13 protein-coding genes are annotated in these 15,855 nt (G+C 62.3%); 7 read left to right on the forward strand and 6 right to left on the reverse strand.

All coding sequences use genetic code 11. The features are described from left to right. Window positions 1-96 precede the first annotated feature (96 nt). The 7 genes from TU79_RS19005 to TU79_RS19035 all read left to right on the forward strand — a co-directional run bounded on the left by TU79_RS19005 (window position 97) and on the right by TU79_RS19035 (window position 8,228). Window positions 97-1,926 (forward strand): extracellular solute-binding protein, encoded by a 1,830-nt coding sequence (locus TU79_RS19005; RefSeq protein ID WP_057009440.1) that lies wholly within the window; start codon window positions 97-99, stop codon window positions 1,924-1,926. Beyond that, window positions 1,923-3,761, forward strand: coding sequence for an extracellular solute-binding protein (locus TU79_RS19010; RefSeq protein WP_057009441.1), 1,839 nt, complete (start codon window positions 1,923-1,925; stop codon window positions 3,759-3,761). Before TU79_RS19005 ends, TU79_RS19010 begins: the two co-directional genes overlap by 4 nt. After that, window positions 3,762-4,835, forward strand: a complete 1,074-nt coding sequence (locus TU79_RS19015) for a microcin C ABC transporter permease YejB (RefSeq protein ID WP_003235509.1) — start codon at window positions 3,762-3,764, stop codon at window positions 4,833-4,835. Window position 4,836: 1 nt separating this feature from the next. Further along, window positions 4,837-5,856, forward strand: a complete 1,020-nt coding sequence (locus tag TU79_RS19020) for an ABC transporter permease (protein WP_003235508.1) — start codon at window positions 4,837-4,839, stop codon at window positions 5,854-5,856. Window position 5,857: 1 nt separating this feature from the next. After that, window positions 5,858-7,468: an ABC transporter ATP-binding protein gene (locus tag TU79_RS19025; RefSeq protein ID WP_057009442.1), complete on the forward strand. Its 1,611-nt coding sequence runs from the start codon at window positions 5,858-5,860 to the stop codon at window positions 7,466-7,468. A 153-nt stretch (window positions 7,469-7,621) separates the two neighbouring features. Beyond that, the gene (locus TU79_RS19030; RefSeq protein WP_057009443.1) at window positions 7,622-7,876 is read left to right on the forward strand and encodes a hypothetical protein; all 255 of its coding nucleotides are present in this window, start codon (window positions 7,622-7,624) and stop codon (window positions 7,874-7,876) included. 22 nt (window positions 7,877-7,898) lie between these two features. Beyond that, a complete protein-coding gene (locus tag TU79_RS19035; RefSeq protein ID WP_057009444.1) occupies window positions 7,899-8,228 on the forward strand; it encodes a DUF6388 family protein in 330 nt (109 codons plus the stop codon). Between the two features lie 7 nt (window positions 8,229-8,235). Here TU79_RS19035 and TU79_RS19040 read toward each other — a convergent pair whose 3' ends face one another. From TU79_RS19040 to tssJ, 6 genes are read right to left on the reverse strand one after another with little or no spacing between them, the layout of a single operon-like run. After that, window positions 8,236-9,072: a serine/threonine-protein kinase gene (locus TU79_RS19040; RefSeq protein WP_057009445.1), complete on the reverse strand. Its 837-nt coding sequence runs from the start codon at window positions 9,070-9,072 to the stop codon at window positions 8,236-8,238. Next, window positions 9,069-9,791 (reverse strand): PP2C family protein-serine/threonine phosphatase, encoded by a 723-nt coding sequence (locus TU79_RS19045; RefSeq protein WP_057009446.1) that lies wholly within the window; start codon window positions 9,789-9,791, stop codon window positions 9,069-9,071. Before TU79_RS19045 ends, TU79_RS19040 begins: the two co-directional genes overlap by 4 nt. Further along, entirely contained in the window at window positions 9,788-13,150 is a 3,363-nt protein-coding gene (gene tssM / locus TU79_RS19050) for a type VI secretion system membrane subunit TssM (protein WP_057009447.1), read from the reverse strand. The genes TU79_RS19045 and tssM overlap by 4 nt, the downstream gene beginning before the upstream one ends. Window positions 13,151-13,164: 14 nt before the next feature. Continuing rightward, window positions 13,165-14,031 carry a type IVB secretion system protein IcmH/DotU gene (gene icmH / locus TU79_RS19055; protein WP_057009448.1) on the reverse strand — a complete coding sequence of 289 codons (867 nt, stop codon included), beginning with the start codon at window positions 14,029-14,031 and terminating at the stop codon, window positions 13,165-13,167. 5 nt (window positions 14,032-14,036) lie between these two features. Then, complete coding sequence (gene tssK, locus TU79_RS19060; protein WP_057009449.1) at window positions 14,037-15,365, reverse strand: type VI secretion system baseplate subunit TssK; 1,329 nt, start codon at window positions 15,363-15,365, stop codon at window positions 14,037-14,039. A 1-nt stretch (window position 15,366) separates the two neighbouring features. Next, the gene (gene tssJ / locus TU79_RS19065) at window positions 15,367-15,852 is read right to left on the reverse strand and encodes a type VI secretion system lipoprotein TssJ (protein WP_057009450.1); all 486 of its coding nucleotides are present in this window, start codon (window positions 15,850-15,852) and stop codon (window positions 15,367-15,369) included. Between the last annotated feature and the right edge of the window lie 3 nt (window positions 15,853-15,855).

Below are 15,855 nucleotides of genomic sequence, written 5' to 3' on the forward strand. Positions count from 1 at the left end.
ATTGGTTCTCCATCATCCAAACCGGCTTTTTCCAACTGGAACAAGCTGTTACTGTACCGATCATAAAGCCCAAGCCGCCTGGATCGGATCTCTGACTTGAAGCGTCCCCTCCTTCTACTAATAAGTCTGGTCTTGAGCTTTGGTGCGCACGCGACGATAACCGAGAGCCACGGTTACACGCAGTTCGGCACGCTCAAGTACCCGGCCACATTTACCCATTTCGATTGGGTAAACCCTGCAGCGCCGAAAGGCGGTACCCTGCGGGTGATGGCGTTTGGCACCTTCGACACCCTCAACCCGTACACCTTCAAGGGCTCAAGCCCGGTGTCCACACCCAATTTCCTGCAATACGGCGTCAACGAGTTGAACGAGCCGCTGATGGTCGGCACCGGCCAGTACGCGCCGTCCGGCGACGAGCCCACGTCCAGCTACGGCCTGATTGCGCAGTCGGTGGAATACAGTGAGGACCGCAGTTGGGTGGTGTTCAACCTGCGCCCGCAAGCCCGTTTTCACGATGGCAAGCCGATCACCGCCTACGATGTGGCGTTTTCCTATCGCACCCTGCTCACCGAGGGCCACCCGCAATACCGCACCAACCTGCAGGAAGTGGCGCGGGTGGACATTCTCAACCGCCACCGTATCCGCTTTGTGTTCAAGCGTGCGGGCAACCCGTTGCTGATCCTGCGTCTGGGCGAACTGCCGGTGCTGCCCCAGCACTATTGGAAGCACCGCGACTTCAAGGCCACCACCTTCGAACCGCCCCTGGGCAGTGGCCCGTACCGCATCAGCAAGGTCACCCCGGGCCGGCAACTGGTGTTCGAGCGGGTGAAGGACTACTGGGGCAAGGACCTGCCGGTCAACCGGGGCTTTTACAACTACAACAAAGTCGAAGTGGAGTTCTACCGCGACAGCGATGTGGCGTTCGAAGCGTTCAAGGCCGGCGAGTTCGACATTTATATCGAGCACCAGGCCAAGAACTGGGCCAACGGCTACAATTTCCCGGCGGTCAACCGTGGCGAGGTGATCAAGGCGCAGATCGCCCACCAGATCCCCACCCAGAGCCAGGGCCTGTTCATGAACACCCGACGGCCCACGTTCAGCCAGACCAGGGTGCGCGAAGCACTCGGGCTGATGTTCGACTTCGAGTGGACCAACAGCGCCCTGTTCAGCAATGCCTACAAACGCACCCTCAGCTATTACCCCAATAGCGAGTTCGCCGCCACCGGCGTACCGGTCGGTCATGAATGGCTGATGCTCTCGCCTTACCGCGACCAGTTGCCGCCCAACCTGCTGACTCAGCCGTTCAGCCTGCCGCAGACCGACGGGCGCGGCATTCCTCGCGAAACCCTGCGTCGAGCCCTCGGCCTGCTCGGCGAGGCCGGCTGGAAACTGTCGGGCCAACGCCTGCTGAACAAGGACGGACAACCGCTGCGCTTCGAAATCCTGCTGGTCAATCCGAACCTGGAGCGCATCCTGCAGCCCTATGTCGAGAACCTGATCAGCATCGGCATCGACGCCCGCCTGCGCACCGTCGACCGCGCGCAATACAAGCAGCGCCTGGATCAGTTCGACTTCGACATGATCCTGATCACCCTCAACCAGACCCTCAGCCCGGGCCTGGAACAGTGGCAGTACTTCCACTCCAGCCAGGCCGCGATCAAGGGCAGCAAGAATTTCGCCGGCATTGCCAACCCGGTGGTCGATCACCTGCTGGACCAATTGCTCGCGGCCCAGACCCGCGAAGAACAACTCGCCGCCGGCCGCGCCCTGGACCGGGTGCTGCTGTGGCAGCACTACAGCATTCCCAACTGGTACCTCAACTATCATCGCCTGGCCTACCGTAACCGGTTCGCCTTTGTCACCACGCCGCCCTACAGCCTGGGCCTGAGCGCGTGGTGGCTGAAAGCTTCGGAGAAAGCCCAATGATGTCTTTGCGCAACGCCCTGCTGGGCAGCCTGTTGCTGTGCAGCGCCGCCCAGGCCGCGCCGCAGCATGCACTGACCCTGTACAACGAGCCACCCAAGTACCCGGCCGACTTCAAGCACACCGATTACGTCAATCCGGACGCGCCCAAGGGCGGCACGTTTCGCGAGTCGAGCCTGACCGGCTTCGATAGCTTCAACCCGTTCATCAGCAAAGGCGTGCCCGCCGCCAATATCGGCCTGATCTACGACACCCTGGCCATCCATAGCCTGGATGAGCCCTTTACCGTATACGGCCTGGTGGCCGGCAAAATCGAAAAGGCCCCGGACAGCAGCTGGGTGCGCTTCTACCTGCGCCCCGAGGCGCGCTTCCACGACGGCCACCCCATTCGCGCCGACGACGTGGTCTTCAGCTTCCAGACCCTGATCAAGGACGGCACCCCGCTCTATCGCACCTATTACGCCGATGTCGACGAAGTGATCGCCGAAGACCCGTTGCGCGTGCTGTTCAAGTTCAAGCGCACCAACAACCGCGAGCTGCCGCTGATCCTCGGCCAGCTGCCGGTGCTGCCCAAGCACTGGTGGGCCAGCCGCGACTTCAACAAGGGCAACCTGGAGTTCCCCCTCGGCAGCGGCCCTTATCAAGTGGCCGAAGTGAAGGCCGGGCGGTCCGTGCGCTATGAACGGGTCAAGGACTACTGGGGCAAGGACCTGCCGATCAACAAGGGCCTGTACAACTTCGACAACCGCGTCACCGACTATTACCGTGATGCCACCGTGGCCCTTGAGGCACTCAAGGCCGGGCAGTTCGATTACTGGTCCGAGTTCAGCGCCAAGAACTGGGCGAATGCCTACAACGTACCGGCGGTGACTCAGGGCCGACTGATCAAGGAAGAAATCCCCAATGGCAACCCCACCGGCATGCAGGGCTTTGTGTTCAATATCCGCAAGCCGATGTTCCAGGACGTGCGCGTGCGCAAGGCCATCAGCCTGTTGCTGGACTTCGAGTGGAGCAACAAACAGCTGTTCAACGGCGCCTACACCCGCACCCGCAGCTATTTTGAAAATTCCGACATGGCCGCCACCGGCCTGCCCGGCCCCGATGAGCTGAACATTCTCGAGCCGCTGCGCGACAAAATCCCGCCCGAGGTATTCACCCAGGCCTTCGAACCGTCCAAAACCGACGGCAGCGGCATGATCCGCGCCCAGCAGCGCGAGGCCTACCAGTTGCTGCAGCAGGCCGGCTGGAAGATCGTTGACGACAAGATGGTCGACGCCACCGGCACACCGGTGACCATCGAGTTCCTGCTGGCCCAGACCGAGTTCGAACGTATCCTGCTGCCGTTCAAGCGCAACCTGGCGGACCTGGGCATCAACCTGGTGATTCGCCGGGTCGACGTCTCCCAGTTCGTCACCCGCCTGCGCTCGCGGGACTTCGACATGGTGGTGGGCAGCTTCCCGCAATCCTCGTCGCCGGGTAACGAACAACGCGAGTTCTGGAAGTCCACCAGTTCCGAAAAGCCCGGCAGCCGCAACTACATCGGTCTCAAGGACCCGGCCATCGACCAACTGGTGGAGCAACTGATCGATTCGGACTCGCGCACCAGCCTGATCGCCCACGCCAAGGCCCTGGACCGCGTACTGCAATTTGGCTACTACGTGATTCCCAACTGGCACATCAAGACGTTCCGCGTGGCCTACTGGAACAACCTCGGCCACCCGAAAGTGTCGCCGCTGTACGACGTCGGCACCGCCACCTGGTGGGCCAAACCCAATGTGCCGCCGGTTACCGCCGCAGGCGCCCAGGCTGACGCCGATCCGGCGAAGGGAGGCGATTGAATGCTGGCCTATATCGTTCGCCGCCTGTTGCTGATCATTCCCACCCTGTTCGGGATCCTGCTGATCAATTTCGTCATCATCCAGGCCGCCCCCGGTGGCCCGGTGGAACAGATGATCGCCAAGCTCGAAGGCTTTGAAGGCGCCACCAGCCGCATCGCCGGCGGCGGTGCCGAGGTGGCCGTGGCCGGCTCCAGTTACCGTGGCGCCCAGGGCCTGGACCCCGCGCTGATTCAGGAAATCGAAAAAATGTACGGCTTCGATAAATCGGCGCCGGAACGTTTGTGGATCATGGTCAAGAACTACGCCCGGCTGGATTTTGGCGACAGCTTCTTTCGTGACGCCAAGGTCATCGACCTGATCAAGGAAAAGATGCCGGTGTCCATCTCCCTGGGGTTATGGAGCACGCTGATCATGTACCTGGTGTCGATCCCCCTCGGCATCGCCAAAGCCACGCGGCACGGCAGCCATTTCGACGTGTGGACCAGCTCGGCAATCATCGTCGGCTACGCGATCCCGGCGTTCCTGTTCGCCATCCTGCTGATCGTGGTGTTTGCCGGCGGCAGTTACCTGGACTGGTTCCCCCTGCGCGGGCTCACCTCCAACAACTTCGACGAGCTGAGCGTGAGCGGCAAGATCCTCGATTACTTCTGGCACCTGGCGCTGCCCGTCACCGCGCTGGTGATCGGCAACTTCGCGACCATGACCCTGCTGACCAAGAACAGCTTTCTCGACGAGATCAACAAGCAATACGTGGTCACCGCCAAGGCCAAGGGCCTGACCAACCACCGCGTGCTCTACGGTCACGTGTTCCGCAACGCCATGCTGCTGGTGATCGCCGGATTCCCCTCGGCGTTCATCGGCATCTTCTTTACCGGTTCGCTGCTGGTTGAAGTGATCTTCTCCCTCGACGGCCTGGGCCTGATGAGTTTTGAAGCCGCCATCAACCGCGATTACCCGGTGGTGTTCGGCACGCTGTTCATCTTCACCCTGCTGGGGCTGGTGGTAAAACTCATCGGCGACCTCACCTACACCCTGGTCGATCCGCGTATCGACTTCGCCAGCCGGGAGCATTGAGATGAACCTGTCCCCCCTCAATCGCCGCCGGTTCGAGCGGTTCAAGGCGAACAAGCGTGGCTGGTGGTCGCTGTGGCTGTTCCTGATCCTGTTCGGCCTGAGCCTGGGCGCCGAGTTGATCGCCAACGACAAGCCACTGGCCGTGCACTACGACGGCGACTGGTATTTCCCGGCGCTCAAGCGCTACCCGGAGACCACCTTCGGCGGCGAATTCCCGCTGGAAGCCAACTACAAAAGCCCGTACATCCGCGAACTGCTCAAGGCCAAGGACGCCTGGACCCTGTGGGCACCGATCCCGTTCAGCTACCAGAGCATCAACTACGACCTCAAGGTGCCGGCCCCCGCGCCACCGTCCAGCGTCAACCTGCTGGGCACCGATGACCAGGGCCGCGACGTACTGGCGCGGGTGATCTACGGGTTTCGTGTGTCGGTATTGTTTGCGCTGACGTTGACCGTGCTCAGCTCGATCATCGGCGTCATCGCCGGCGCACTGCAGGGATTCTACGGCGGCTGGGTGGATCTGGCCGGGCAGCGCTTTCTGGAAATCTGGTCCGGTTTGCCGGTGCTTTATCTGCTGATCATCCTGGCCAGTTTTGTGCAGCCCAACTTCTGGTGGCTGCTGGGAATCATGCTGCTGTTCTCGTGGATGAGCCTGGTGGACGTGGTGCGCGCCGAGTTCCTGCGCGGGCGCAACCTCGAATACGTGCGCGCAGCCCGGGCACTGGGCATGCAGAACGGCGCGATCATGTTCCGCCACATCCTGCCCAATGCGATGGTCTCCACCATGACCTTCATGCCCTTCATCCTCACCGGCGCCATCGGCACCCTCACCGCCCTGGACTTCCTCGGCTTCGGCCTGCCGGCCGGTTCGCCGTCCCTGGGCGAGCTGGTGGCCCAGGGCAAATCCAACCTGCAGGCGCCGTGGCTGGGCATCAGTGCCTTTGCCGTGCTGGCGATCATGCTGAGTTTGCTGGTGTTTATCGGCGAGTCCGCTCGCGATGCCTTCGACCCGAGGAAATGAGATGAATCAGGACAATCTGATCGAAGTCCGCGACCTCTCTGTCGAGTTCGTCACGGGCGAGCACCACCAACGCGTGGTCAACACCCTCAGCTTCGACATCAAGCGCGGCGAAACCCTCGCGCTGGTGGGCGAAAGCGGGTCCGGCAAATCGGTCACCGCCCATTCGATCCTGCGTCTGCTGCCCTACCCGCTGGCGCGGCATCCGAGCGGCACCATCCGCTATGCCGGACAAGACCTGCTGACGCTCAAGGAAAAGACCCTGCGGCATATTCGCGGCAATCGCATCGCGATGATCTTCCAGGAGCCGATGACCTCGTTGAACCCATTGCACAGCATCGAAAAACAGATCAACGAAGTACTCGGCCTGCACAAGGGCCTCACCGGCAAGGTGGCCACCCGGCGCACGCTGGAACTGCTCGAACTGGTGGGCATTCCCGAGCCACACAAGCGCCTCAAGGCCCTGCCCCACGAACTGTCCGGTGGCCAGCGCCAGCGCGTGATGATCGCCATGGCCCTGGCCAACGAGCCGGAACTGTTGATCGCCGACGAGCCGACCACCGCCCTCGACGTCACCGTGCAACTGAAAATTCTCGAACTGCTCAAGGAACTGCAGGCGCGGCTGGGCATGGCGCTGCTGTTGATCAGCCACGACTTGAACCTGGTGCGACGCATTGCCCATCGGGTGTGCGTGATGCAACAGGGTTGCATCGTCGAACATGCCGACTGCGAGACCTTGTTCCAATCGCCCCAACACCCCTACACCCAGGAACTGCTGGCGGCGGAACCCAGCGGTGGGCCGGCCACCAATGAAGTTGGGCCGCCCTTGCTGGAAGTCGACGACCTGAAGGTCTGGTTTCCGATCAAGAAGGGCTTTCTGCGCAACACTGTCGATTACGTCAAGGCGGTGGACGGCATCAACTTCAGCCTGCCCCAGGGCCAGACCCTGGGCATCGTCGGCGAGAGCGGCTCGGGCAAATCCACCCTGGGACTGGCGATCCTGCGGTTGATCGCGAGCAAGGGCGGCATCCGTTTCGAAGGCCAGCAACTGGATCAGCTCACTCAGCAACAGGTACGGCCATTGCGCCGGGAGATGCAGGTGGTGTTCCAGGACCCGTTCGGCAGTTTGAGCCCGCGGATGTGCGTCAGCGAAATCGTCGGAGAAGGCCTGCGCATTCACATGATAGGCACGGCGACCGAGCAGGAAGCGGCGATTATTGCGGCGCTCAGGGAAGTGGGGCTGGACCCGGCGTCGCGACACCGGTACCCCCACGAGTTTTCCGGCGGGCAACGCCAGCGTATTGCGATTGCACGGGCGCTGGTGCTCAAGCCCAGGCTGATTTTGCTGGACGAGCCGACTTCAGCCCTGGATCGCACGGTGCAGCGCCAAGTGGTGGAGTTGCTGCGCGGGTTGCAGGCCAAGTACAACCTGACCTACTTGTTCATCAGCCATGATTTGGCGGTGATCAAGGCATTGAGCCATCAACTGATGGTGGTGAAACAGGGGCAAGTGGTGGAACAGGGCGATGCGGCGACGATCTTTGCTGATCCCCAGCATGGGTATACGCGTCAATTGCTGGAGGCCGCTTTTCTGGTCCCTGCTGCGGCGACGTGACGTTGGCAGTCGTCGCCGAATAAATGAACTTTCTGCTCTGGATCAATCCCTAAACCAGCCTAATCGTTATCATCGGTGACGCTTTCAGACCCGGTGGCCTACTCCCCCACCATTGCCTGAGAGGAAGTCATGCACCGCAGAGGTAAGCCCGGGATGCAATACAAACTGTCGAACAACCTGCAGCCGTTGCTGTTCAAGGCCTTGCTGTGGCTGGGCGGGGTCGCTTTGCTGTTCCTGATCAAGGATGTGGTCGAGATATTTTCAGACGAACCGGTTGCCGGAACCTGGGTGGATCTGACGCTGGTACTGACGGCCTACCTGATGTTCTTTCTATTGGAGCCGATTCATTCCCGAATCGACCGTCGCCTGCGCAAACGCGCCCGGCGCAACCTACAGACCGACATCTGAGATTTTGCAGAGGAGCACGCCCTTGTCTCAACCCGGCGATAACCATCAACTGGCGCTGGATCGCTTCCTGAGCGATCACCCGGCACTCGCAACCGAGCTGGACACCCTGAACCCGCTCGCAGCCCGGGCCAAGGGTGAAACCCTGGCCGAATACCGTGCCGAGCGTCTTAACGAAGCCTTTGAAGCCGAAGCCGAGCGTCAGGGTCTGTTTGCCTGGGAGTTGACGCTCAAGCTCACCGCCGAATCGCCCGAAACCTTCGCCGCCCAGCGCCTGGAGGTGCACAAGGAAGTGGCGCAAATGGCCGGCTTGAGTTGGGCTGAATATTGCGAGCTGTATGAGGTCGCCGAGTAGTCCCGGGCTAGGCGAACCAGCGCCATGACCGGCCAGACAGCGCCTCGCGCACTTCGGCGACCGTGATCGTTCGCTGCGTCGGGTCCATCGCCATTGCCGCGCGCAATGCCGACCAGCAATGGCGCGGTAGCTGACGGGGTCTGTCGGGCGCCTGAGTGAGTTTACGCTCACGCGCGCGCCGCCCTTGCGCCATCTCGTACAAGACGCACGCGACGCCATACACATCTGCCGTCGCTGAAAGCTGCGCCCCGCTCAACAGCTCAGGCGCCGCATAAGCGGGTGTCCAGGCGCTGATGCGATGACGGTCCAGACCTGGCAGACCAGTCACTGCCTGCGACTGGCCCAGGCCAAAATCGAACAGGCGTATCCCCGCCTCCGCCACCATGACATTGCCCGGTTTCACGTCGCCATGCAGCACGCCCCGACCATGGACGTAGGCCAATGCATCCAGCAATTGCAGGGCCATCGGCTGCCACTCATGCCAACCGAAGCCGGCGGGACGCTCCAGCATGAGCCGATCCAGCGGCATGCCGTGCATCAACTCCATGGTAAAAAACGCCGACTGCCGGCGGGTGTCGACGTCGAACCCAAACATGCGCACCACTCCTGGATGCAACAGACTGCGTGCCAGGGAGAACTCGCTGTACAGCAGCACATGGGCATCGGGGCACTCGGAAAAACACTCGCCGAGTACTTTCAACGCAACGCTGGAGCAAGGTTCGCCAAACTGCTCATGCAGCAGGTCGCGGGCGCGGTAGACCACGCCCATGCCTCCGATGCCGAGCACGCGTTCGAGCTGATAGCGACCGGCGATCAGGTCGCCGGTGCGCAGCGGCGTTGTCATCGCTGAATCACCACGGCCGTAAGGTCGTCCCGCGCCGCGCCGCGCACTACCGACTCAACCACGCGATTCAATATCTGTTGCGGCGTGCCCAGGCTCAGTGCCAGGCCCAGCTCGCCATGATCGAATGCCTGGTAGACACCGTCGCTGCACAGCAGAAATACATCGCCAGGACAGGTACCCAGTTCCAACACCTCAAGATGCAAGCGCTCGCGCGCGCCAACCGCACGGGTCAGGGCCCTGGCATCCGGCTGGGAACCGGCCTGCTGCGCGTTCATCTGGTGTTCTTCCATCAGTTGCCGCATCCGCGAATGATCCCGTGACAGCTGGTAAAGACTTTGCCCACGCCACAGATAGCAGCGGCTGTCCCCCGCCCAGACACACGCCGCACGATCACCTTCCAGCAACAGCGCTACAACGGTGCTGCCAATAATGTCATGCGGACCCTGCGCCGTATGCCGCAGCTGTCGGTTGACCTCTTGCAGGCAGCGCCGGACTGCACCCACGCGCTGATCAAGGTCGCCGTGGGCGGCCAATGACGCCAGGCTGTTCACAACCCACTGGCTGGCCACGTCTCCGGCGCGATGCCCGCCCATGCCGTCCGCCACCGCCCAACACGCACGCGCTGGGCAGTCGAGCAATGCGTCCTCATTGCGTGAGCGATCCTTGCCGCGTCGGGTGTGACCGGCACTGCGCCAGCGCAAAGGTGGTACCCCGCTCACAGTTGCTCCGGCAACCGGAAGGTGCGCCAGGCCGCCATCTGAAACGGGCTGGGCGTGCGCTGACTGGTCAGCAGGTAATTGGCGCGCAAGCCTGCGAGGTCGGACTTGAGCAATTGCGCATCCCGACCGCTGGCAGGCTCGCTTTGCATCAGGTCAAACAGCCTGAACACCGACCAGGCCCCGGTATTTTTCTCGAGACCCAACGGTCGCTCGGCGCCCCGCTCCAGCACGAGGCTGCTGCGACCATTGTCACCCTCCACAGGCCACTGGAACGCCATGGGGACGATGGGCCCATGGCGATACTCCAACTGCTGGGCGCCCAGGCGCAGGATCGCACGATTGACCGCCTGATCCAGGCTGTAGGGCGCCAGGCTGAAACGCACCGACAACTCGCCCTGCTCGCTGAAAAAACCGCGCCGAATGAGCTGCACCTTGCTCAATTGATCCAACAGGGAGCGCGACACAGGCAAACTGTGACCGTCAATCCCGCGCAGGCGGTGCCGGCTGCCATCGGCGCTGATAAAAGGCCGCAGGTGAGTTTCCTGGAACCTTGCCAGCACGCCCTGGGGCCCGAAGAATTCCTGAAAATCATTGAGGGCGACATCGCTGCCCGCGCTGGCATTGAACGGGTATCGCTGGCGAATGGCCTTGGCGTAAACGCTGTACACCTCACTCTGGTAACGCTGGTTCACATGCACGTAGGCCTCCTCCAGCAGGCGTTGCCAGGTGTCATCCGCAATCGCGCCGAACCACGCGGACAGCGGCAGTGGCAGCCGGGCGGCGCTGTCGCGCAAATTACCAAGCAGGTCCTGCTGGCCATCCATGCGCCGCTTGGCCCTGTTGAAAGCCGCCTGCTCCGGCGAACTTTCCCGAGTCAGCGTCGCCAGTTGCAACTGCAACTGATCGGCCAGTTGCAGCACATGGCTCACTGTGGTGCCAGGGTTGTGCTGCTCATCCAGCAACTGGTGCAGGGGTTCAAAACGTCGCTGCAACGCGCGTCGAGGGGCATCCGTCTGGGTAAGCCCCTGCGATGGGCTGGTCAACATCGCGCCTGCCGCCTCGACCTTTGCACCGAGCGACCCGACCTGACGGGCGACCTCGCCCAGGTGCTCGCTCGCGGGCAGCAACCGGGTATTTTCCCTGACCTGCTGCAACATTTTCAGCAGTGGCGACTGGGCGGATGTGAGACTGGCCAGTTGCTCGGCAGCCATTTTGAGACTATCGGTTTCCTGCAGCCGGATACGCCCCAGTGCGTCACTCCACACGTCGGCGTACTCGCTGAAGTAGCGTTGTTCCAGTTCGAGCATCAGCCGGCGCAGGTCCATGGCGCTGAGGTCGTTCGCCTCGCCGAGTACCCAGTTATCCTGAGCGATGGCGTTAACGAGGCGCGCACCTTGCGCTTCAAAATACTGCCAGTACTTTTTGCTGTAGAACCCCGGTATTGGCTGATCACTTGCAGCAAACACGCTGCCCTCGGCAAGTCGCAACGGCTCCAGGTTGCGCGCCTGTTCTTGCAACATCCGATAAACCACATCGGCCAAAGACTCACCGCGCAAGGCCTGACGTGCCTGCGCCACCAGGTCGTCGTCAAGCGGCGCCACGAAGGTTTGCCCCAGCAAGCGTGCCAGGTGCAGGTTCAAGCGCTTTTGCGCCGGACCGTCGGCGGCGTGACGTGCAGACCAAAGCGCGGCCATATGCTGCGCCAGCCAGGCAGTGTCACGACGTTGCGGCAGCGCCAGCATCAGGTAGGCGCGCAGGTTATCCAGCAGACGTTCACGCTCACCGAGATTGCTGCGTACCTGCTCTTCAAGCAACGCAGCCACGCGCGGCAATAATTGTTGTTGCAGGGATTGCGCGTAGGCGTCGTTCAGCGTCGGCCGGCTCGCCACGCCCTGATACAGTCCCGCGCGCTCCATCCAACCGACCTCCTGCGATGGCGGAAAAACCCCGATTGCCGCGAGGCGCGCATCCAATAGCGGCAACGCCTCCAGCGTACCGTCCGTAGCCGGTGGCTCTACGTTCAGTGCCACCAACTGCGTCAGACGTTGCTGATTGAGCGCGTAACTGTTTGCCCACAGCCATCCCGCCGCGCCGACAACCAGCGACGCGGCCAGCGCGCCTGCCCACTGGCGCCGACGAATGCGCTGTTGCTCCTGGCCCTGGAGAGCGGCGAGGCCCACCTCGGCAAAAATCACCCGGTTGAACAGGCCCTGGATAAAACGCGCATGCGGCACGGCAGCACTGGTCAGGTAGAAGCCGCGCAAGCCGTTGATGCGTTGGTGGCGAGGCGCGGCGAACCCCAGCTCGATAAACGCGCACAGGCGCTCGCCCAGTCGCGCTGCGTGCTGTGCAAAATCCAGCATCGGCCCGCGATGTTGCAGGTTGCGCTGCTGATGCAGGCGCTGGATCAGTTCACCACTCAAGCGCTGCAACAAGGCTTCGACCCCTTGGCGCACCCGAGCTGTTTCGACTCCCGCCGCGTCCGCAACCAGGCGCTCCCCCAGCACCGCTTCGCCAGCATCACCCTGGGTGGAATCGAAATATTCGGCAAAACCCGTCAGTCGATCTGCCTGAGTCAGGACCAGGTAGACAGGCACGTCGACACGCAGGGTTTGCTGGATGTCCTGCAGCCGCGCATGCACATGCCGTGCATGGTGGTCCAGATCGTGATCATTCAGGCCGAGCAGCGTTTCCACCGACAGGGTCACCACGACGCCATTGAGCGGGCGTGCACGCCGGCGTGTCCTCAGCAGTCGCAGCAGCATCGTCCAGCCCGCTGCGTCCACCGTCCGGTCGGCCTGGGTCAGGTAGCGGCCTGCGGTGTCGACCAGTACCGCGTTATCGGCAAAATACCAATCGCAATAAGGCGTCTGCCCGCTCGACGTCGCCTCGAGCCGGTCGAGCGGAAATTGCAGGCCACTGGCGGCCAATAGACGCGTCTTGCCACTCTGCGGCGCGCCGATCAGCAGGTACCAGGGCAAATCGTCACGCCAGCGCTGGCTACGCTCGCCGTATCGGCCGGAGATCTTCAGAGTGTGCAATGCTTCCTTGAAGCGACCTCGCACGTGTTTCTGCTCGTTTTCAATGCGCTGGTATTGCGTCTGGTCGGCCTGGTGCTCAGGCGTTCGAAGGCGCGCCGCACGCCGTGCGCCGGCCACGACCATAGCCAGCCCCCACAGCAGAAACAACGCGCTGATGGTCAACAGGCGAGCGGTCGACGACGCCCAGAACCGGTAATCGTCCACTGCCAGTAAAGGCCCCACGAACCACACCAGCAGTGCGCTTGAAAGCACCAGCAGCAGGCTCCACACCCACATTTGAGCCAGCACGGCGCCCGCGCTCCTTACGAATGCGTTCATTCATTGCTCCAGCGTTACAGGGGCGTCCGAGTCAGGTCCGGCGCCGAAAGTTGAAAGGGTTGCAGCACCTTCGTCCGCTCGGTGGCCAACACCCAGGCAAAACCCGAGTACATCGCCAGCAGGCCGAGCAGGCACACCGCCCCGGCCCAGGGTGCGGAGATCAGCAATAGCCTTTTGCGGCGTACCGGCGCCGTTGCCGACGGCAATGCCAGCACGGGAGGCGGGTCTCCCTTCACCTGTCGGATCTGTCGATACAGGCCGTCGCGTACCGCTTCGAGCTGCACTACGCCGCGCTCCATGACCCGGTATCTGCCCTCGAAGCCCAGCGAAAGGCACAGGTACAGCAGTTCAAGCAGCGCGAGGTGCTTGAGCGGATCACGGGACAGTCGCTCCAGTAACTGGAAGACCTTTTCGCCACCGAAGGTTTCATTATGGAAACGGCTCAGCAGGCTCATCTTCGACCAGTCGCCGGCGGTGCCCCATGAGGTGGTGGCCACGGCTTCGTCCAGCACGCTGCAGATCACGTAGCGCGCCGACATGACAGCTGCATGGTCCGCGCCTTCATGCAGGGCGCGTGTCTCAAACTGGGTGATCCCCGCCGACAGTCGTTCATTGAGGGTATGCAAGCTCTCGCGGCCGACGCTGGCACTGAGCCGATGCGGCTGCGACAGCAGTTCCCAGGCGGCGGACACCAGGGGATTGAGGCCGGCATTGAACATCTGCAGACCCTGCGCCTGAGCGGCGTAGATCATCCGGTCTTCCAGTTGTTCGAAACGCGGCGGCGACGGAAAGTCCGTCAGCGGTCCCTGCACCGGTCCCAGACCGTCGCGATCGAGCAGGACGGTTTTCTCGTCCTGAGGGTAATCACTGTCCCTGTTCATGATGTTCAGTTCCTGATGGCCCAGAAGTTGAGTTCGAGCGCGGTGAATTCGCCGCCGACGTGGAAGGCAAAACCCCCTGACTGCTCCAGTTGCGTGATATCGCGGGCACTGAGCTCGAGCATGAAATAGGTTTTGCCGGCATGGAACGGCAGCTGGCGCGGCGCCACCGGCAACGGCTTGACCTTGATGCCGGCCAGGTGCAGGTTGACCAGCTCGCGTATACGCTCCACCGGTCCGACCTTGAGATGGGCCGGCAACCGCTGGCGCAGTTGCTCCGACTCACAATGCGCGCTGGCCGCGAGAATGAAGGTTGCGCTGCCCAGCAACTTGAGGTCGCCCACCGGGCAGACCAGCACGCCGTACTGACGCGGTTGCAGCACGAGTTCCATGGCATGCTGCTCCAGCACCATGGACAGCGCGCTTCGCAGCCCTTCCATCAGGCCGCGAAAACTGGCGCCCTGATCGTTGTGCCGATAACGCACGTCCCACTGCGCCCGCCGCTTGTCGTGGGCAAAGGTCGACAATTCGCCGAGGATGCCCAGCAACTCTCGGTACAACGCTTGCGGGCGAACCTGGGCCTGGCTCAGGTAATGGCGCAGCACCAGCTCGCCCCGATTGATCAACTGCAGCATCAGAAAGTCCGCAATGTGCGTCCCCGAAGCCGCACCATTGCCCTGAACCCGCTCCGCAATGGCGTCCCCGCGACACGCCAGCAGACTGATCACTTCCTTGAGACACGCGCCCACATAACCCGAGCCCTGGAGGTAGATGAAGGTCGGCACAAAGTCCGTATCCAGGCTCACGCCGTCGTCCTTCGTGGCGTCCAGTACCTGAGCGACCTGGAGCATCACGAACGTCTGATCACTGTGCTGTTCGCCCAGCAACAGTCGCAGATCCGGGCGTCCACAGTTGATCTGGCAGCGTGAATCGCTCCCCGCATTCGAGTCGCCGACCTCTGTGGTGGAGGTGACATAACGAGCCACCACGTCGACCTGCTCGGGTTTACGGGTCTCGATCTGATTGCCGACAGCCAACGGTAATGCCAGGTAAATACCCTGCCTGCCGGCGTTGGCCGGCACCTGCAGCATCAGCGGTTCCATGGCGCCACTCAGCTCGAACAGGCTGCCATCGGGCAACACGCCACTGGCCTGGGTCACGACAAACTTGCCAAGCTTGAGGTACTGCACATCCACTTCAAGGCTGAGAAACCCCCAGGCATCACTGCCCAGCAAACGGGTGCGATTGAGTTGCTGGTTGTAGTAGCGGTCCTGGTGTTGCAGGTGCTGGGGCCGCAACAGCATGCCTTCCTGCCAGATGACGTTATGAGCCTGCATGTCAGTTCTCCAGCGTATCGGCGGGCCGGTTGGCGAGACGTATGCCGTCCTCGTCCAGCACCAGGTCGGCACGGGTCACTCGGCCCGGTGTCACCGGCACTACCAGCCGCCACTGCACGTGCGGCAAGTCGCGATAGGCTGCGAGCACACCCACATAGCGACTGTGCGGCCCGACGCTGAGCTTGAGTGCCAGGCGATCGCCGGGGCGCATTTCAAGTTCTTCAGCGCTCACCCAGTCCTTGGGCAGCGTCTGCTCGGCACGCCCATACAGGCTGAAGAAGTCCGCGTTTTCAAACGCTGCGGGATGGCGCAGCTCAATCAGCTGCATGACCACCGGAGAGGGACGACCGTGCAGGTCGGGATTGACCCGTTCGCTGGCCGTCACTGTCAGGTCGAGTTTGGTCAGGGTCGAAAAAGGCGACAATGCGCTGCACCCGGCCAACACGCCGAGCAACACCAGCATTGATACAAGGGTGGCTCTGTGCATGAG

This window comes from Pseudomonas trivialis (assembly GCF_001439805.1).
Lineage (GTDB): Bacteria > Pseudomonadota > Gammaproteobacteria > Pseudomonadales > Pseudomonadaceae > Aquipseudomonas > Aquipseudomonas trivialis.